At 43.4% G+C, this 21,466-nt stretch carries 11 protein-coding genes; 5 read left to right on the forward strand and 6 right to left on the reverse strand.

Annotated features, from left to right (window positions below):
• Positions 1 to 38 precede the first annotated feature (38 nt).
• Entirely contained in the window at positions 39 to 623 is a 585-nt protein-coding gene (locus tag NYE25_RS30720) for a GNAT family N-acetyltransferase (protein WP_341053529.1), read from the reverse strand.
• Between the two features lie 257 nt (positions 624 to 880).
• On the opposite strand from NYE25_RS30720, the gene NYE25_RS30725 reads away from it, so the two are divergent.
• The 5 genes from NYE25_RS30725 to NYE25_RS30745 all read left to right on the forward strand — a co-directional run bounded on the left by NYE25_RS30725 (position 881) and on the right by NYE25_RS30745 (position 14,683).
• Entirely contained in the window at positions 881 to 4,639 is a 3,759-nt protein-coding gene (locus NYE25_RS30725) for an alpha-L-arabinofuranosidase C-terminal domain-containing protein (RefSeq protein WP_341147643.1), read from the forward strand.
• A 359-nt stretch (positions 4,640 to 4,998) separates the two neighbouring features.
• Positions 4,999 to 5,520 carry a serine O-acetyltransferase gene (locus tag NYE25_RS30730; RefSeq protein WP_341147644.1) on the forward strand — a complete coding sequence of 174 codons (522 nt, stop codon included), beginning with the start codon at positions 4,999 to 5,001 and terminating at the stop codon, positions 5,518 to 5,520.
• 110 nt (positions 5,521 to 5,630) lie between these two features.
• Positions 5,631 to 7,463, forward strand: a complete 1,833-nt coding sequence (locus tag NYE25_RS30735; RefSeq protein WP_341147645.1) for a UbiD family decarboxylase — start codon at positions 5,631 to 5,633, stop codon at positions 7,461 to 7,463.
• Between the two features lie 418 nt (positions 7,464 to 7,881).
• Positions 7,882 to 14,070 (forward strand): rhamnogalacturonan lyase family protein, encoded by a 6,189-nt coding sequence (locus tag NYE25_RS30740; protein ID WP_341147646.1) that lies wholly within the window; start codon positions 7,882 to 7,884, stop codon positions 14,068 to 14,070.
• A 148-nt stretch (positions 14,071 to 14,218) separates the two neighbouring features.
• Positions 14,219 to 14,683 (forward strand): DUF2269 family protein, encoded by a 465-nt coding sequence (locus tag NYE25_RS30745; protein WP_341147647.1) that lies wholly within the window; start codon positions 14,219 to 14,221, stop codon positions 14,681 to 14,683.
• Here NYE25_RS30745 and NYE25_RS30750 read toward each other — a convergent pair.
• The 5 genes from NYE25_RS30750 to NYE25_RS30770 form a co-directional block, all read right to left on the reverse strand.
• The gene (locus NYE25_RS30750) at positions 14,655 to 15,851 is read right to left on the reverse strand and encodes a glycosyltransferase family 4 protein (protein WP_341147648.1); all 1,197 of its coding nucleotides are present in this window, start codon (positions 15,849 to 15,851) and stop codon (positions 14,655 to 14,657) included. The two genes, NYE25_RS30745 and NYE25_RS30750, sit on opposite strands and share 29 nt — an antisense overlap.
• A 108-nt stretch (positions 15,852 to 15,959) precedes the next feature.
• Positions 15,960 to 16,802, reverse strand: coding sequence for a sugar phosphate isomerase/epimerase family protein (locus tag NYE25_RS30755; protein WP_341147649.1), 843 nt, complete (start codon positions 16,800 to 16,802; stop codon positions 15,960 to 15,962).
• A gap of 17 nt (positions 16,803 to 16,819) precedes the next feature.
• Positions 16,820 to 17,920, reverse strand: a complete 1,101-nt coding sequence (locus tag NYE25_RS30760) for a mandelate racemase/muconate lactonizing enzyme family protein (protein ID WP_341147650.1) — start codon at positions 17,918 to 17,920, stop codon at positions 16,820 to 16,822.
• Positions 17,907 to 18,623 (reverse strand): rhamnogalacturonan acetylesterase, encoded by a 717-nt coding sequence (locus NYE25_RS30765; protein ID WP_339246683.1) that lies wholly within the window; start codon positions 18,621 to 18,623, stop codon positions 17,907 to 17,909. The genes NYE25_RS30760 and NYE25_RS30765 overlap by 14 nt, the downstream gene beginning before the upstream one ends.
• Before the next feature lie 429 nt (positions 18,624 to 19,052).
• A complete protein-coding gene (locus tag NYE25_RS30770) occupies positions 19,053 to 21,398 on the reverse strand; it encodes a helix-turn-helix domain-containing protein (RefSeq protein ID WP_341147651.1) in 2,346 nt (781 codons plus the stop codon).
• Positions 21,399 to 21,466: the final 68 nt, after the last annotated feature.

Below are 21,466 nucleotides of genomic sequence, written 5' to 3' on the forward strand. Positions count from 1 at the left end.
CATGCAGAGGTTTTTTTGCGTGAGAATATCTTATTCCATTACCGCTTAGAAAGCTGGTAATAATTATAGCTTTCATTTTCAATCGTAATTTCATTCATTAAGTCGAAGTCACATTTTTGTATGACTCTATTTGAGGGCGTATTGTGTACCAGAGCAATAGCGTTTAATACATCGGTAGAAGTGTGCTCAAACAAATACTTAATTAACCCCTCGGCAGCTTGTGTGGTATACCCTTTGCCGCGATGATCCTTGGATATGGCATACATGATTTCTCTGTTCGGAGCGGGTAATTCATCCTTCATTCCTGTACAGCACCAACCGATAAACTCATTCGTCTCTTTTAAAATAATGCCTAAACGAAGACGAAGCTCCCCGATATTTCCATCCGCTGAGACCGCTTGTAGAAACTGTTGGTTTTCTTTTATTTCATAGTTTATTAACCAATCTAGCCGTTGTTCTTTAGGGACATTCCAGTCGGGCAGAAATTCTATGATTTCAGGCTGCGTGGTAAGTGCGTGAAATTCGTCTAAATCCTCCACTCTAAACTCTCGTAACAGGATATCTTTACATTCAATTGTAAATAAATCGCGTTTTGTTGTTTCATAACCTACATGGTTATTCATATTTAATCTCTCCTTCATACATTCAAATTCATTTTATCATGAATAAAAGGGTCTATTTGGTAATTTTTAATTATAAAAAAGTTTTCTTTTATTTCACACAAATATTAATTAGTTAATATATTAATTGATTATAAAGTGTGTTATTATGTTTCGTATAAAGGTTAAATGATTCACGGATGGGGCGGTTTTGTCGTAGTAATCAGTAGATTGGTTAGGCTTTTATGATTTCTAATACAAAAGATGACAGGTGATCTTCTATGAACAATGACAACAGTAATAAATCTATTAATGGTAATTTGATAGCGCATTATAAGTTTGATAACCCCGATCATGTGGGTCAAGATTACTCAGGGAATGGGAACGATGGAACCGCTTCAGGGACTAAGCTGCCATCCATACAGACTGTAGCGGGTAGAAGTGCTGTTTCACTAGTGGGTGGAGAACATGGTACATCCTATATTTCTTTGCCAGATGATCTTCTTAAAGAAGTCAGCGACCAAGCTGGCCTTACTGTCTCGACTTGGATGCATGTAAGTACTGGCGGGAGCTTATGGGAAAGACTGTTCGATTTCGGCAAAGGCGAGACAGGACCCTATATTTTTTTAACGCGTAATTTCCGGGGGACTTGTTTTGCGGGGGAAGATTTAGTCGCAGATCCTGGTAAATCCTTTGCTGCTGGTGAATGGGTGCACGTTGCCTTTGCGGTCACAGGAACAAAAGGTGGAACACTAAGCAGTGCAGGACCTGTGATGTATGTCAATGGTGAGATCGTTGCGGATGGAATGATAAGTCAGACTTCTAGCGGTACATATGCTAAGCTACGCACGTGGTTTGCTACATTTGAGGATCAAGTTAATTATAGTAACAATACGATCGGCAAGTCCCAGTACGCTGCAGATGTAGATTTTGGCGGCTCTCTTTCGGACTTCCGTGTATATAAAGCGGGATTAACGCAGGACGAAGTGATTGAGATTATGTGTGAGTCTTTGACAGATGAAGAGATCGTTAAGCTCGCAAAAGATAAATATTTAACCTTCACTAGTTCAATCATCACCAAAGATATCGAATTACCAGCTTCGCTCATGGGTGGAAAAGTTGACGTGTCCTGGGTATCCAGTGACTCAGCAATTATTTCTAATGCGGGAGTTGTAAATAAAACCGTCCATTCTGCTAAAGGTGTAACGCTTACAGCAGTTTTGAAAAAAGGTGACAGTACAGTAGAGAAGAGCTTCACCGTATCTGTGCTCCCAGAAGGTTTGCCACCCTACACCTTAACGATCGATGGAAACCATGAGATTTTGGATGTTAGCGAAGTTCTATATGGCCTATTCTATGAAGATATTAATAATGCGGCAGATGGTGGAATTTATGCAGAGCTAGTGCAGAATCGTTCCTTTGAGTCGTTTGCTTTTGACAGCTATTCGCATGTATGTGGTGTGCACGGGACTTCAACAGGAAGAAATTATACACCTCTTCATGCATGGTCCGGTGACACGGACAAAATGACGGTTCATCATACAGGCGGATTAAATGATTTCTTCGGAATCGAAGATAAAGATATGAATGCGCATTATGTGACAGTGGCAGATGGCGCGACGATCAATAATAGAGGCTTTGCGGATTCCAATCAGCACTGCTCAATGTTTATTAAGAAGGATGCTAAGTATAACTTCACGATTTGGGCGAAGGCAGAGGCAGCGGGAACAATCACCCTGCAATTGCTCGACAAAGATGGTAAAGCCATTAGTGATGCAACGGTAGTTGAGGTGAACGGTGACGGTAACTGGAAGAAGTATGGTGTAGAGTCTAAGCTTGTATTAACAGGATCTGAAACTATACTCGGTCAGCTGGCGTTAACCTTTAATGGTGAGATTTCCATTGATATGGTCTCCTTAATGCCGGAAGATGTTTGGGGCGCTGGGGAAGAAGAACGTTCTGCTACAGCTCACGCTAACTATAAGGGGAATTCAAACTATAGATTAAGAAAAGACTTAGTGAATGCACTTGTTGATCTTCATCCAACATTCTTACGTTTCCCGGGGGGCTGTATTTCTGAAGGCTCTCACATTTGGGAGAATGTGTACGATTGGAAAGAGTCTGTCAACGATATTGAGCTTCGCAAAGAGAACTATAATGTATGGGGCTACATGATGACCATGGGTCTTGGATATATGGAGTATTTTCAATTAGCCGAAGATTTGAATGCAACACCACTTCCGGTTATGGCCTGCGGCGTACTCTGTCAAGCTCGTTCGGATTATGCGAATCCAGCTGGCGGTGCGTTAAGAGATTATTATGTGAAGAACTTTACGGATCTGATTGATTTCGCGATTAGCATGGATTTTGACAATAACGAGTGGGCCGCTTTGCGTAAAAAGATGGGCCATGAAGCAGCGTTTGACCTGCGTTACTTGGGCGTGGGGAATGAAAACTGGGGAACAGAGTTTTTTGCCAACTTCGAATATTTTAAAACAACGATTGATGAATATATGGTGAAAAACTACCCTGATCATGAACTGACCATTCTTTCTACGGTTGGCGCACAAGCAGATGACGATGCTTATCAGCAAGGCTGGAAATTCCTAAGCGGAAATCTACAGGGCTCGGAACAGATCAGCTTCACGGATGGAACATCGAGTATTGAAGAGACGGTTACCTGGTATGAGAAACAAAAAAACTACATGGATACGATTGCGGACGAGCATTACTACCGTTCCAACGAGTATTTGTTAGAGAATGCGGATCGCTACAATTACTATTACAGAGCTTATAAAGAAGACGGCAGCTTGGACGAGGCTGAAACTTCGAAGGTTTTTGTGGGTGAATATGCTTCGACAGATAAAAATACATTGGCAGGAGCGATTGCTGAAGCGGCGATTATGTCCAGCTTTGAGAATAACTCTGATGTGATTAGACTAGCTGCAACGGCACCTTTGTTCAATAAGGTATTAACAGATGGCACCTACAGATGGACACCAGATTGCATTTGGTTCGATGATGAAACTGTATGGTACACGCCGAACTACTATGTTCAACAGCTGTATGCTAAATATCTCGGCACCAAAGTGGTTGGCACATCGTTCTCGACATATCGCAACGGGGAAAAGGTAGACCTCATTCCTCACGGAGGAATTGAAGTGGCTGCCGGAAAATCATCTGTAGTTGTGAAGCGGGTGAAGGTTACTTCGAATACGGATGACAGCGTTATGTTAGAGCAAGATTTTACACAGCCGCTGCATGAAGCTTGGAAAGTCATTCCTGGTTCTGCCGGATATACGATTGATCCTTCCAAAGGTCTAGTCTTGAAGGCACAGAACAGCGGGCTGAATGGATTGTATATTCTCAATGACGGGTGGACTAATTATAAAGTAGAGGTCGTTCTTGAAAAAGCTTCCGGCGAAGATGGCTTCTATGTAGGTGCAGGTCTGACAGACATTTCACCGGAAAATAAAGATGTTATCGAATATGCGATTGGCTATAATGGCGATGCCACAGGAGTCAAGGTGTACAAGCAAGGGATTGAGGCTTATACACTCGGCGATTATTCCTCTAGTACAGCAGCGGGTAACCTAAGAGCTAGTTGCTATGAAGAACTAGCGGATCATACGGAATATACCATCACTGTTAATTATGGTGGAGCAGATGGCAAGCATTTGATTTGCTCTTACACAGATGGCAAGGCAACAAGCAAAGTGCTTGATTATAAGCTCGAAGCGTATAACAGAGAAGTATATAATTCCGTTACTAAAGATGATAAGCATCTCTATGTGAAGCTTGTGAACGCGGATCGTGTAGAGAAAGCAACGAAGCTTGATCTGAAAGGCTTAAACGTAGCTACTACCGGTAAATGGATTACTTTAACGGGCGATGCTTCGCTAGTTCACACACCTAATGTGAACAGAAAAAATGATGAGAAGGTTACTCCAGTTGAAACGGAAATCAGGTTTGATAAAGACACTGCAATTGTAAATCTAGCTGCCCATTCTGTGAACGTGATTGTTCTGGATCTTATTTAATAGAAAAGATAGCATTCAGCGCGCGCCGATAATACTTCGGCGCGTGTTGTTGTTTAGGAAGGCTTGTAATCGGTTGATGTTTATATAGGGAGAACTGTCCACTTCTTGATGAATCTCTGAATCTAACATACACTGGTGAAAGCACAATCACCCGAATGACTCTCCATCCTGCGATCCTCCCAGAATATTTTTTCAAAATATAAGAAAGTATAAGTTTCACGCTATACATCATCCTTCTATTTCTCGCTTAAACGCTTACCGTCCTTGTAAGGACGCCGAAGGCGTTTATGCTTGCCACACTAATGCTTTCATTTCACGAGAATATAGTTCATATCTTGCCCCTATAGGAGGATGATACAATGATGAAATCATTCAAAACGGACTGGAAAGCAAATCTAAAAAATCCACAAACGATTATGGCTTTGTTTACTTATCGTTTTGGAAATTGGGTGTATTATCGGGTGAAAAGTGGCCTGATCCGCAAACCTTTGTGGCTCCTATATCGAATAATGGATGTGCTTTTTGTTCGAATTGTTGCCAGTGGAGAGCTTCATGCAGAGGCTCAAATTGGTGATGCGCTTCATTTACCACATGGGTTAAATGGCATTATCATTAGTCCTAAAGCGGTGATTGGCAACAACGCTACTATTTTTCACCAAGTGACCATTGGGGGGAGAAATAACTTAGGGGAACCCGTGATTGGTGATAGAGCATTTATCGGAGTAGGTTCTAAGATACTAGGCCCGGTTACGCTGGGGAACGATGTTAATATCGGAGCTATGTCTGTTGTGGTTAAGGATGTGCCGGATAATGCTTCAGCAGTAGGGATTCCTGCCAGAAATATTTTGCGAGATAAACCCAAACCTGAGAATACAAGATAACGGCGGGATGTTCTATTACATAGGGTATCGCTTTATTTTAAAAAGTTACAGGGTATAATTAAAGCATCCAAGAAATCTTGTAATAACCTTCTAGAGATCGGAGTAATGAAATGAAATATAGCAATTTAGAAGAGTGTGTTAATGATTTAGAGAAACATGGACATTTGGTTCGTATTCGTGAAGAAGTGGACCCTTATCTGGAGATGGCCGCGATTCACTTGAAGGTTTATGAAGCTGGTGGCCCTGCATTATTATTTGAAAATGTAAAAGGCTCGAAATTTCGTGCCGTATCTAACCTTTTTGGAACGCTAGAGCGTAGTAAGTTTATCTTTCGGCGTACTTGGAACTCCACACATAACGTAATTGCACTTCGTAACGATCCTATGAAGGCACTTAAGAATCCTTTTAAATATGTAGGGACAGGACTATCTGCGAGAAAAGCATTGCCTATTAAAAAGCCGGGTGGTCTACCAAGTGGTTTTCAGGAAATCAGTATTTCTGATCTTCCGCTGATCACACATTGGCCGGAGGATGGTGGCGCTTTTGTCACTTTGCCGCAAGTGTATTCCGAAGATCCAGACAAGCCGGGCATTATGAATTCCAATCTGGGGATGTACCGTGTGCAGTTGAATGGTAATGATTATGAGCTCAACAAAGAGGTTGGCATTCATTATCAAATTCATCGGGGTATCGGCGTGCATCAAGAGAGAGCTAATCGAAAAGGAGAACCGCTTAAAGTGAGCTGTTTTATCGGCGGACCTCCTGCGCATACGTTATCGGCTGTAATGCCTTTGCCAGAGGGTATGAGTGAGATGATCGTTGCCGGTTTACTTTCGGGACGTCATTTTAGCTATAGCTATGTAGATGGATATTGCATTAGTAATGATGCGGATTTTGTGATCACAGGGGAAATTCATCCTGGTGAGACGAAGCCAGAAGGGCCATTTGGCGATCATTTAGGCTATTATAGCTTGGTGCATCCTTTTCCAGTTATGAAAGTACATAAAGTGTACGCTAAAAAGAATGCAATCTTTCCATTTACGGTTGTCGGCAGACCCCCACAAGAGGATACCGCTTTTGGCGAGTTAATTCACGAGTTGACGGGCGGAGCTATTCGCCAAGAAATCCCGGGCGTTAAAGAAGTTCACGCAGTCGATGCTGCGGGAGTTCATCCCCTTCTGTTTGCGATTGGCAGTGAACGTTATACGCCTTATCAACAAGTGAAGCAGCCAGCGGAGATTCTTACGATCGCGAATCGGATATTAGGCACAGGTCAGCTTAGTTTAGCTAAATTCTTGTTTATTACAGCCGAAGAGAAACAACCTATCAGCACACATGATGTTGAGGATTTCTTGACGTATATTTTAGAGCGAATTAATCTTCGCAGAGATATTCATTTCTATACGAATACAACGATTGATACTCTTGATTATTCCGGTACAGGACTTAACAGCGGAAGTAAGGTGATTTTCGCTGCGGTTGGGGAGAAGAAAAGAGAACTATGTACAGAGGTTCCTGACATACTTGAACAACTACAGGGATTTGGACATGCAAAGATGGTGATGCCGGGTCTCGTGGCGCTTCAAGGCTCTAAATTCACTACTTACGCTGAAGCAGCGCAGGAAATGAACAAGCTTAGCGAAGCGATTCAAGAACAGGGAGCACTCCCATCTTGTCCGATGATTATTGTGTGTGATGATAGCGAGTTCTTAAGTGATAGAATTGAGAACTTCCTATGGGCGACGTTCACACGCAGCAATCCTTCTCATGATATATATGGCGTGAACAGTTCAACGGAGTATAAGCATTGGTCATGTGATAACGTGATTATTGATGCGCGTGTAAAACCTCATCAAGCGCCACCATTAATTCCGGATCCAGCGGTTCAAAAGCATATCGAACGATTATTTGCTCCAGGTGGGAGCTTAAACGGTAAGATCTAACCATAACTCAAAGACCTTCTTGGGAAACCAAGGAGGTCTTTTTGCTGTTTTTTGAAATGATTTTACTCATATGAAATTAAAAATGTATAGGTGTATTCTGGGTTTTATGTCCCAGCTTGTCACAAAATCGTAGGATTTTATAACTAGAGGCGAGTGAATTGAACGGTTTAGTGTATGATAAACTCTGTTTTTTAAATGTTCATAGTGAAACTTAGGTGGTAGTATCGTGTTGGATATGAGTGCATCTGGAAATAATTATCCAGAAAAGTGTCTGAGCAAGGAGGAGGGGATACGCGCACGAAGTGAACTTATATTTGAAGAACGAATGACAATGAAGCTTATTGTAAGCGTTTACTACAAAAGGGCCAGATGCGTACTAAGTTCTTTCAATCATAAGAAAGCGGGTGAAGCACGGAAGATGAAGAGAAATAAAATGGGGAATAAAATACTTATTGTGTTATTGTCGTGGGTCTTCATTTGTTCATCTCTATTTCCCTCTACAACATTTGGAGTGCAACCAGCCAGTGCGGATTCAGGTCCAATAACTTTGCGATATGATTTTGGAACGGCAACAAGTCCTGTAATGAGTGGTTATACAGCTGTGCATGAATCAAAGTTGTATACGAAGGAGCTAGGATATGGTTTAGATCAGGCGGTTGCCTCAAGAAATCGCTCGGGCGGAGATGAACTGACTAATGATTTTGTACTGGGATTGTCCTACGCCTTTCTAGTGGATCTTCCTAATGGGGATTACGATGTGACTGTATTCTCAGGAGATTTATTGGCAGGCACAAGTACAACTAAAACTACGATTACCTTAGAAGATGTTACGGCTGGTTCAATAAGCAGCAAGCAGGCTGTAAATCAAGCCACTTACCGCACGACTGTCCAAGACGGTCAACTAACCGTTGGCATCACGGGTACAGGGGTTGGCGGGTATTTAAATGGACTTATAATTCAGCAAATCGTGCCGGGTCCACTGCAGGCTCCTGAGGACTTAGCGGTTACGAATCTCTCGCCCACTGCAGTCTCCCTCGGGTGGAGCAGCGTGACAGAAGCAGTCTATTACAATATATATCGGACAGAGCTTCCTAGCGGGACCATTCAATCAATAGATCAAGTTGCTGCGAACAACTACGTGGATTCAGACGTAAATGAAGGCAGTGGCTACATTTATAATGTGTCTGCTGTTAAAGGCAGCGGTGAGGAGTCTGCTTTGAGTGCATCTGTGACGGTAGATGAAATTCCGGGGGCAGAGGTTCCGGCAGTACCAACGGGCCTTTCGATTGTCAGCGTGGGTGCGAGTTCTGTTCAGCTAAGTTGGAACAACGTGGCGGGAGCTACCCGTTATACAATCTTAAGGTCTGATTCAGCAGATGGAAGTTTCCATGAGATTGGGCAGTCGGGGACGGCGACATTTACGGATGTAGCAGTGGATACCTCTAAACGGCAATATTATGGAGTAAAAGCTGCTAATGCCCAAGGAGAATCCCAGTTATCTAACAAAGTGGAAAGTATGGTATACACGCCACCTGTAACATTGCCAGAAGGAAATGTATATTCCTTTGATTTTGGCCCAGGTGCTGCGGCGGAAGGTTATCTTAAGGTCGATGCGGGGGTATCTTATTCCTCTGCGGTTAAATATGGATTTACGGATATATCAAAGGTAACTGGTGTAGACCGGGGAACCACTGATCCTTTGCGATCGGATTTGGTAGTCCCTAAGGATACTACCTTTAATGTAGATTTACCGAATGGTGACTATACTGTGTCACTTATCGCTGGAGATAGCGCCGGAGACACGGACATTGACATCAAAGTAGAATCCATTCAAAAAGTTCAGCAGACAAGTAAAACAGCTGGTCAGTATTTGGAAATGAGCTTTGACATTGCTCTGGTGGATGGACAAATGAACTTGGTGTTCTCTGGCATGAAGCCTAATATCAATGCAATGGTGATTACTAAGCAGCCAGATCGTCCTGCTAATGAATTGCCTACAGTTTATATTGCGGGTGATTCCACTGTGCAGACTTACGATCCTTACTGGATACCACAGGCTGGCTGGGGACAAATGATTCCTGATTTCTTTAGTGAGGAAGTAACGTTTAAGAATCACGCTATCGGAGGCCGCAGCTCTAAGTCATTTATTGTAGAGGGGCGGCTGGATGAAGTACTGCGAAAGATACAGCCAGGTGATTATTTCCTTATCCAATTTGGCCACAATGACGCAACGATCAGTGTTCCTGATCGGTATGCCTCTCCAGCAGATTACAAAAATTATTTAAAAACGTATGTCGAGGGTGCCAGACAAAGAGGAGCGACTCCGATTCTGGTGACCCCGATGGGCCGCAGAGATTATAATGCTGCCACGGAAAAATTTAATGTGAGTTTCCCTGAATATGTGCAGGCGATGAAAGAGGTAGCCAATGAGCTGCATGTGGAAATGGTTGATCTTAGCGCGCTAAGTGTCGCTTATTACAATTCGATTGGTTTTGCAGCTACACGCTCTGTATTCCTTCACCTCGATGCAGGGATATATGGTGCTTTCCCGAATGGGTCAGCAGACGATACTCACTTTCAAGAGTACGGAGCGATTCAAATGGCTCGTCTGTTGGCCAAAGGAATAGAGCAATTAAACATTCCGCTCTCCAGCTTTGTACAGGACATTAAGCAGCCAGAAACAGTGCCTGCCAAGCCACAAGGTCTTGTAGCGGGAAGTATCAGTAATGCAGGTGCAGTACTGAAATGGGATAAAGTAGAGGGTGCTGATATTTATAAAATCTATCGTAAGCTAGCGTCCGAAGCTGAAACTGCTTACGCATTGGCGGGAACTGCCACTGTTCCAACTTTAACATTAAGCGGAATGGCGGAAGGTAACAGCTACTCCGTTCGAGTGACTGCAGTAAATGGGTTAGGAGAGTCTGAGCCTTCAGATGAAGTTAAGCTGACTACGAAGTCCGCTCAATATCGTTATGATTTTGGACCTGTTGGCTCACCCGTTGCCGCCGGTTATACGGAAGTGAATCGTAATGTACTTTATACAACAGAACGTGGTTATGGCTTGTCCTCAAGTGAAGGTATGAGTGATCGAGATCGCGGTAGTGCAACTGATGCCCTTCGTAGAGATTTCGTGATCTATTTTGGAGGCTCGTATGAATTTAAAGTTGATTTACCGAATGGTTATTATTCCGTTAAGACCTATACCGGAGATTGGATTGGTTCTACCAAGACGAATGTAGCGATTGAAGGCAAAGATTATGGAACAGTCTCTTCAGGTAAGGAAAATATTGCTGAGAAGCTGTATAACCAGATCGCTGTCAAAGACGGTCAGATGAATCTTGTTTTTAGTGGCACAACGGCTCATCTCAATGGACTGGAAATCACACCGCTATTATTAGCCCCAACGAATCTGAAACTGGGTAGTCTGGACTTAAACAATGAGCCTATTACAGCTAATCTTTCTTGGGATGGTATGGATGGTGCGCTAAAATACCGAGTGTATCGTCAGGCAACGGTTGCGAATAGTTCAGAGCTGCTGGGCGATACAACAGAGCCGCTTTACACAGATACCACTGCGGATATCGGTATGGAATACATCTATACGGTAACTTCGGTGGACAGCACGGGACTGGAATCCGTAACATCTAATGCCTTAAAGGTGTCTATGATTGATCCAGCTGTAGCAAAAGCAGCCGTACCTAGTGGTCTAGCAGTACAATCTACGAACAAAAATGATGTGACCTTTACGTGGAATGAGGTATCAGATGCAAGGATGTTCAATATTTATCGTGCGAAATCCGCGGATGGTGAGTTCATTCTAATCGGCAAATCATTCGAAGCTTCATACACAGACACGACCATTTTAAGTACAATTCCTTACTATTACAAAGTTGCCTCGGTAAATGCAGGCGGTATCTCTGATCTTTCCGCTTCGCTGGAAACCTCAGCGGTGACAACGCTATACCGGAAGATGGAAGCGCTGGATCGTGCGCCTGTTGCGGTTAAGACAGATGCGGGTATTTATATCAGCTGGCGGATGTTAGGTCTGGATTCAGAATCGATTGGATTCAATCTGTATCGTGGGAAAGAGAAGCTAAATGATTCGTTAATTACGCAAAGCACGAACTATCTCGACACTTCCGGTACAGCTGACGCCAAATACAGAATTACATCAGTAATCAATGGAGTCGAAAAAGCGGCTTCGGAAGAATTCAGCGTATGGCAGAAGCAATACCTATCTATCCCCTTGCAAAAACCAGCAGATGATTACACCAAAGATGGTCAGCCTTATACGTATAGTGCAGGGGATGCAAGTGTAGGGGATGTGGATGGTGATGGGGTGTACGAAATCATCATGTTATGGTCGCCTTCGAACAGCAAAGATAATTCCCAGGCAGGTTACACAGGACTAGTCTATATGGATGCTTATAAGCTAGATGGTACACGTTTATGGCGGATTAATTTAGGGCCTAATATTCGTGCGGGCGCGCATTATTCACCATTCATGGTTTACGATTTGGACAGTGATGGTCGTGCTGAGATTATGCTGAAGACAGCAGATGGTACGGTTGATGGTCAAGGTACTGTGATCGGTGATGCTAGTGCAGACTATCGCAATAGCTCGGGTTATGTGCTCCTCGGCAATGAGTATTTAACAGTGTTCGAAGGGGCAACAGGCCGGGCTGTGGATACGGTTAGTTATGATCCGCCGCGTGGTGACGTAGGTGCTTGGGGCGATGCCTATGGTAATAGGGTGGACCGCTTTTTAGCCGCCGTAGCTTACTTAGATGGTGAACAGCCAAGCGTGATTTTTAGCCGTGGATATTACACAAGAACTGTACTTGCAGCGTATAACTATCGCGGAGGTAAGCTAGAGAAGGTATGGCGATTTGATAGTAATGAAGAAGGGTATGGCGATTACGCAGGGCAAGGAAACCATAACCTTTCAGTAGGAGATGTAGATGGTGACGGCAAGGACGAAATAACCTTCGGCGCGATGGCGATCGATGATGATGGATTGCCACTGTATAATACAAAGCTTGGTCATGGGGATGCGATCCATTTCGGAGATCTTGATCCTACCAGACCGGGGTTGGAGGTCTTTGATGTACATGAGCATACCGATTCCAAGTATGGTATTGAAATGCGTGATGCAGCTACAGGGGAAACCATATGGGGTGTGTTCACGGGAATTGATACTGGACGCGGAATGTCAGCAGATATTGACCCGCGTTATACCGGTGAAGAGGTATGGGCTGCAACGATTACCAATGAGGTGCAGATTCCTGTTACAGGCATATATAGTGCACAGGGAGAGCTAATCACGAATAAGCTGCCTTCTTCTACGAATTTTGGCATTTGGTGGGACGGTGATCTTTTACGTGAATTGCTGGATTCTAATCGAGTGGATAAGTGGGATTATACCAACCAGACAACAGCTAATTTGTTGACGGCAACTGGAGCCTCTTCTAATAATGGCACCAAGGCGAATCCAAGCTTGCAGGCGGATCTGTTCGGGGATTGGCGTGAAGAAGTGATCTGGCGAGCAACGGACAGTTCTGAATTACGAATCTATACAACAACGGATATGACAGATTATCGTATTCGCACTTTGATGCATGATCCGATCTACCGACTGGGAGTGGCTTGGCAGAACGCGGGTTATAATCAACCTCCGCATCCTGGATTTTTTCTTGGCGAAGGCATGGAACAATCAGCAGCACCTAAAATTCAATATGTAGGCTCGCCTGTGGAAACAGAGGACACTACGACGCCTGTAATCACTGGTTTACCTTCTATTCAAATGAGTGAATCGGATATCTTGAAGGTACAGGTCGTAGCAGAAGATCCTGAGTCTGGTATTCGTAGTCTGGATATCACCTTTGATGGAAAAGAAGTTGTCTATGGAGATGAGATTCCACTCAAAGGACTTGCGGGATCGCATACGTTCATCGCAACAGCTGTGAATAACGCTGGACTCTCGACGACTGAACAAGTAATTGTGGTCGTAAGTGGACCTCAGAAGGCAACAGGAGTTCCGGGACAACCGGTTCTATCCAATAACAATGGGCAGGATACAGGACTCTTGGACGGGGATTACAAAATCACAATGAATATGTGGTGGGGCAATAACGGTACGGTCTACAAGCTTTATGAGAACGGTACCTTGATTGACACGCAAACCTTACGTGACGACTCCCCAACCGCACAGACCGCAGTGACTAGTGTTACTGGAAAAGAAAACGGTACCTACACCTACACGGCTGAGCTAACCAATTCTTTTGGAACAACGGTATCTACTTCTCATGTGGTTACTGTGAAGGATGCTGCGCCAGGTAAGCCAGTGTTATCTAATGACAACTGGGATGGTGATGGAGAGTATAAAGTGACCATGAATCTATGGTGGGGGATGAACGGCAAAGTGTATCGCTTGTATGAGAATGGAGTGCTGATCGATACACAGACTTTAACAGCAAATACTCCGAATGCCCAAACGGCTTCTACTTCGATCACGAATCGATCTCCGGGTGTTTATGAATACCGTGTAGAACTGATGAATGATCAAGGCGTTAGTGAAAGTACAGTTATGAAAGTCTCGGTAAAATAATTAAGCAATAGTTAAAAAAGCGCCTACGTCGGTAATATCCGGCTAGGCGCTTTTTGAGATTATCTAAGATTTAAAGGATTCTGCAAGACTATTTCCACTATCATCGTCATATGAATCTAAACAACGAATGATAGGGAGGATTGTAATCATGGAATTGACGGATATTATCTCTAAGATTGTGGTAGTCATACATGTTATAGCGGCCATAGTGGGAATTGGACCAGCTTTTGTGCTGCCAATACTGACAAGCTCTGCCAAGACAGGCAGCCAGCTTCGTTTTGTATTTGGCATGATGAAGACAATCAACAGATTCCCTAAAACGGGTGGGATTACCCTGATCGTTACAGGCATTTTGTTAATGATCATTGATAAAATGGGCTTGTCGGTGTTGTGGATCAATCTTTCGTTATTATTTTTTATCGTGATAGAAGTCATTATTATTGGATTTGTTGAGCCTCGATTGAAAAAGCTGACCCAGCTCGTGATGGCGAGTGAAGGCGACGAAATCCCTGTAGGCTACACCGCCGCTATGAACAAGATCGCTCCGTTAGAAGCAGCTGTTCATGTGCTCACTATCGTCATTATTATATTAATGGTAGTAAAGCCGGTATAAGATCGAAGCGTCTATTCTCAATGATCTCTTCATAATCGCGAATGAGTCCATCAAAAATGCTCTCCCACGAGCGGCCGAGCGCCAGCTGTCGCCCCTCATAACCCATAGCAGCCAGCTTTTGGGGTTGCTCTATACATGCACAAATCTCACGAATAAAAGCATCCGGGGAACGAGGTGGGGCGATTATTCCGGTGCGACCGGGTGTAACCAGATCCTTCACCCCGCCTTCATTTACGGCGAGGACAGGCAGTCCAGAGGCCATGGCTTCAAGGACAACATTACCGAAGGTTTCCGTACTGGAAGGGAATACGAATAGATCAGCTGAGGCATACAATTGGGCAAGCTCTTCACCGTGTTTGTAGCCCGTAAACGTGACATTTTGCGGCGCCTGCGCCCGCATCTCTGATAATAAGGGACCGTCTCCGACAACTAACCAATGTACCTGAGCTTGCATAGACTCGGGCAATTGCTGCATGGCGAGAGCAAGGGTGTTGATATCTTTTTCAGGAGCAATCCTTCCCACGTACAGAAGTAATATCGGTGCGGTAATTCCGTAACGATCACGGACCTGATGGCTGCGTTTTTTCGGAGTGTAGAGATTGCAGTCGATGCCTCTAGACCAAAGCTTCAAACGTTGAAAACCTTGAGCTTGTAGGGAATCGAGTGTTTCATTGGAGGGAGCGAAGGTAGCATCGCAGGACCGATGAAACCACTTCATGTACTTCCAATAAAGAGGAACAATTTTTTTCATCCGATAATATTCAAGATAGCGATCAAAATGGGTATGATAGGAGGCGACATGAGGCAGGCCAAGCTTTCGCGCATAGCGAAGGCCGCATAGACCAATATTGAATGGAGTAGCCAAATGAAGCAGATCGGGTCGAAAAGCTTTTAGCTCTGACTGGATGGAGGACATATTCGGCAGCGCGAGTCTACATTCCGGGTATAAGAAAAAGGGGATACTGGTAATGGGACGTATGGGATCGGCATAACTGTCTTCAGGAGCAGATTTCGGCGAAAATAGCAGATGCTCGATACCTCGCCGGTTCAAATGAGTGGTTAAGCGCTGAAGCGTAAGTGAGACACCATTCGTTTGCGGAAGAAATGTGTCTGTAAATAAAGCAAGACGGATAGAACCCCTCCCAGGTACTCTTGATGTCTTGATCATAACAGCCCATTATTTCATGGAGGTCAAACGGATGTTAAACAGAATATAAAAATCCACTGCACAAGGTAATGAGGTGTACAGTGGATTTTTTTGTATGAGATCTTATATTTACACTTCTTCATATATCTGCTGTATAAAAGCGATGCTTTCTCTTAGATGCGATTCAGGAGTACTCTCTAAGATGCCCTGAATATGCGGACGCTCGTATTTCATATAACGGAGAATCGGCTCAAACTCAAGCCAGCCCTGACCTACAGGAACAATTTTGATGGCTCCATCTTGCACGATAAAATCTTTTAAATGAATGATGGCAATTCGATTTCCTAAGAGCTTCAAAGCTTCCATAATAATTGCTTCCTGATGCAAGTAATTTGTAGGTGACATTAGATTTGCGCAATCCAATATGATCTGAAGATTATTAGAAGGAATCTCATCCAGCAGTCGGCGAGTTAAGGAAGCGGAATACAGCGGATGATGAAGTCCTGCTTCAATACCTACCGTCACACCAAAACGTTCGGCCTCTGCGACCATTAGCTTTACCGAAGTAACGACCTGTTGAAAAGCTTCTTCTGTAAAATTATTTGTGGTATACCCAAGTCCCATACTTCCGGTTTCCGTACCTACTAGACTAGCACCGAAATCTCTGGCCAAGCGAAGATGGGTATTGAACTCGGCTAACGCTTGTGCCCGTTTGTATGGATCGGTGTCTACAATATTAACGTAACAGCCAAGCACCGCAATCTGAATACCAGCCTGTCTAAAGGCATTTCCGTAATAACTAGCTGTTCCAGGGCTTATAGCAGTCAGACTCGGAGTGCTGTCAGGAAAAGATTTCTTAAGTGCAAACTGAATATGAGCGAAATTATAAAACTGAAGCTTCTCAATTAAATCCTTCAATGGAACTTGTGTGAAATCATGTGCTCGAACACCTAGGTGCAGGGGAATACTCATATGATCGATCGCTCCTATTAGTATTGTTGTTTGTGAGGTGCTAATTTATCCCAGTCAAAGGTAACCCCAGTGCCTGTTACTTCAGGCGCAACTGCCATCCCATTGTCTTTGTTAATCACTAGCGGACGTGTAGTGTATTGATCGATAGGGAAGCTATGCATTTCGAGATAACCTGCATTTGGCATAGCTGCTAATAAACTAACGTGTAATTCCTGCATCCCATGTGTGGAAACGGAAAGGTTATAGGCTTGTGTTAAGTGAGCTACCTTTAACCAGCCCGTAATTCCGCCTATATTGGAAGCATCCGGTTGAGGGAAATCTACATGGCCATATTGCAGCATGTGATGGAATTCGGTTAAGGTCCGAAGGTTTTCTCCGCCTGCAACAGCAATGCCTGATTCTTCTGCAATACGCGCATAGCCGGCATAATCTTCCGGAATCGTTGGTTCTTCTAAGAAGAGGATATCGTATTTTAAAAATTCACGAGCGGCTTTAATCGCTTTTTCTACACTCCAGCTCATATTCGCATCGACCATAAAGGCCACATCTGGACCGATTAATTGGCGCACCGCTGTCACTCGTTCCACATCTTCAGCTAATGTTTTTTGTCCTAGTTTAATTTTGACAGCCTGGAGGCCCATATCTAGGTATTTTTGATTGTTGAGGAGGAGCTTTTCTAATGGGAAATTCAAATCAATCGCTCCGCCATAACATTTGACTTCATTGCTTGCGCCACCCAGAAGTTTGTAAAGCGGTTCATCTGCTTTCTTCGCACGTAAATCCCATAAAGCGATGTCACATGCTGCAATGGCGAAGCTAGCCAGACCCCCGCGAGCAACATAATGTATTCCCCAGTTCATCTGCTCCCAGATACTTTCCACACAGCTAGCATCCTTACCGATTAAAATCTGAGTTAATTCATTCGCAATTAGTGAGCAGATCGCTTTGCCGCCAAATCCGCCAGTATAGGTATAACCTACCCCTTCACGACCGTCATCGGTTCTAATTTTGACAATGGGAACTTCAAAGTGAGTGTGCAGTCCGTGTTTAGCGTCCTCCATGATTTCCGGCAAAGGGATACGATAGTACTCTGTAATAACTTCTTTAATTAGAGACATCTGTGATCACTCCTTGTAGTAGTTGTTGTAAGTCTGTTAATGGTAAGGCAGTAGATTGTTCAATAGCCTGAACCACAAGTCTGGCGATGTGCTGAGCACCTTGATCAGAGAAATGAGTATCATCCATAACTCCATTTGGGTAATTCGGATGTGCTTTTTCAGGCAAATGCATGAATAAATTTTTGGATTCTTCAACACCTAACGAACGATAGAGCACTTGCGAAGCTGCGAAAATATCAAGCAGTGGTGTTTGCGTTTCTTCAGCTACCTGCTTCATAGCCTCGGGATAAGCGCCTACTGCAAGCGGGTCAAGCTCTCCATCGGAGTTGAAGCGGCGGCGACTTACAGAGGTTAGTAGAACCGGAGTCCCGCCTAACTGCCGAGCAGCTTCAATATATTGAATTAGGTTGCGGCGATATTCAGTGTCGGGATCAGTGTAACGCAAAGGATCTTCTTTTTTCTCATCGTTATGTCCAAATTGAATGAAGAGGTAGTCACCGGTCTTGAAGTCTTTAAGGATGTCCTCCAAACGGCCGTCAGTTATAAAGGATTTGGTACTGCGACCATTAATGGCGCGATTCTCGATTCGAACAGAAATCCCAAAATAACCTTGCAGGTATTCTCCCCAGCCAGTCATAGGTTTTTCTCCAGCGCCTTTGATAGCCGCAGTGGAATCTCCCGCGATAAATAATGTGGGTGTCATAGGATCTTCTCCTTGAATGTAGTGGTGTTTACTTAGCCATTTCTCAGAAAGGGAAAGCCATTGCTGGCAATGAGGATGTTCTTAAGCAAGCCTTAAACCATGCCGTCCTTATTCTCCACAGGAACGCTGGCATCATTTGCTGTAGTCCATATAAAAGTTGGAGGTGATAGAGAAGTCATCTGTGATTCTGAGGAGTAGGCGTGAAGCTCAGCTTGTGTTGGGCGGTCTCCCAGGCGTTGCAAGAGGATAAAGGGTGAGTAGTGAGGTTTCCAGAGAGAGCTCGGTTTGTTCTGCATGGTTGGAATGTACACGGAAGCTCAACATTGTGTTCCAATTCCTCCTTAAAAGATTATATGCACACGTTAACATATTTTAGAAAAAAAGAGAGACTCTTTTTTTTGATTCCACCTGAACAATAGTTCTCTCTTTTTACATTGATTCGTCAAAGGTGGATTTAAGTTTTGTGCCAGCGTTGTGATCCCGGTATTGTCCGGGTGTCATACCCTCCTGCTTACGGAAAGAGCGAATGAAGTTCTGAGAGTTGTTATATCTTAATTTGGCTGCAATATCTTTAATGGGCATATCAGTTTCCTTCAGCCATTTTTTCGCCATTTTAAATCGGTACATCGTTAAATATTCGCTGAAATAGTACTGAGTCTCCTTACGGAAGACGCTGCTGATATAGTTGGCATTATAATGCAGACGTGAAGCACATTCTTCTAAAGTAAGGTCTGTATCGTAATCATGTTGTATCAAATCGATGATCTTCTCTGAGATGTTGTGGTATTGAGCATTTTGTCTGCTGTTAAAAATCTTGATCATCGGATAAATGACCATGCTCCAGAACCAATCTTCAATCTCCGTTACAGTATGGAGGTCATGCAGCTCCTCAAATATGGAACCATTAGCATGATAAATTTGATTTAAGCTAATACCGGATTCCTGCATCATAATGAGTAAATTATTGAGTAAGCGCGTCAACGGGATCTGGTATTCCTGTGGTGAAAGCTCATGAGCAAAGATAGATTTGAAGAGCAAATGAATGAGTTCTTTTGCTTTATCTGTTTCAGCTAATTTGATAGCGTCCAGTAAGTCATTTTCTTTATGAGTAGGGTAGTTCAAATTCAGATAGTGCTTGCCAGAGTTAATATTTTCATACTGGATAATGACACCTTTACCAAGTTTGATCCGATGCTTCAGTGCTTCGAGTCCCTCTCTGTAAGCCGTGGATAATTTATCGAAGGTGTTGAAGGGAAGGCTCAGACCAATGCTCACCTGAAGCTTTAGGTAGTTGTTTATTTCCTGCTGCAGCTTCTCCGTTAATGAATATAATGTCTTGTGAAAAGACTTGGTATCACTGTCTGGACTCCCCAATAAGACGACTACTGCATGATCCATAATTACTGGTGCCAGTCGTTGTTCAGGGCAGACTAACTCTTCGATTATATTGTGGGCAGCGAATAATAAGAGATTAAGATCTTTTTTCTCATAGCTGGAATCATCGGCAAAATCAATCGACAACGTAATCACAGCCATCGTCTTCCATTCTTCGAGCTGCTTATGGTAGCCGAATTGTTCCAGCTCTTCATGCAGATCGCGCTTCTTAACGTTGCCATGGAAAGCATTGATTAGGAAGAAGGTACGCACCTGTTGAATATGCTGACGGACTTCTTTTTCCAGCTGTGATTTGGATTGGAATAAAGAATGAACTTGTTCTCCAATAATCTGAAATTCATTCGTGTGTCTGGATTTAATGTCCGGTTTGCGTTGGCCCATTTGATTGAGTAGTCTTTCAATGGGAGTGTACATCCGTCTTGAACCGATCCATGCCAAGAGAATAGACAATAGAAGCATAAAGCTACACACGAATATCGTAAACAGGCTAATTTTTTTGGATTCTTTCGTTAAACTTTCCATGGATGTGACCGAAAGATAGACCCAGCCATTCATCTGAGAGCGCATGTAAGTGACGGAGTAATCCTTCTTGTGGATCCTGGTCTTAAACTGACCTGAAAGTTTAGATGGATTAGTAATGAATGAATCTTCTGTAAATCCGCCTTCTTTCATTGGTTTCCCGATCAAGTTGCGGTCCGGATGGAGCAGGAATCGACCTGTCTTATCCAGAACGATAATATCATCGAGTGGCTGTACATCCGAGTTAATGAAATCCTGAAGACTGCAGACAGGAATATTAGCTAAGGCAAGCCCATATTTTTGCAGCTTATTGGTTGGGAGTTTCTTGATAAGACTAATGCTGTAGTTACAGCCTGTGACGTTAATGCTTTCCTCACTGTAAAATATGGAGGACGGGTTCAGGATCCACGAGGTATCTTCGGCAATATTCATCAGGTTGGTGAGCTGCGCATGGTCCTTGTACTCATTTAAGCGATAAACACCAGAATTTTTGATCATCCAATTTTGCTGCTGATTTAATAAGATGACATCTTCCAGCTTCGTATCGAAGGACTGCATATTGCGAATTTCGTTTCTTAAATCATTGTATAAAATGAAATCGGTTTCATTTAAAGGGTTGTTTAGTGCTTTCTTTAATACACTAGAATTGATCACTTGGTTTAATGTTTGATTGACAGTTGTTAACTTATGTTCTACATTTGAGGTGATTTGTAAGATTAATTCCATTTTGCTGTTGTTAACGTTTTTTTGAATTTCTTTTGAAGATGTGAAATATGAAAAAGAACCGATGAACAATACAGGCAGCGTGCTAATTACAAAGGCAAACATCGTTAGCTTACTTAGAAAGCTTAATGGTCTCACGGGACTCAGCACCTTTACTTATGTAGAAGTAGACACTTGATCTAAGTGTATGTAACTTGGTATGAAAT

The organism is Paenibacillus sp. FSL E2-8871 (assembly GCF_038000345.1).
Lineage (GTDB): Bacteria > Bacillota > Bacilli > Paenibacillales > Paenibacillaceae > Paenibacillus_AQ.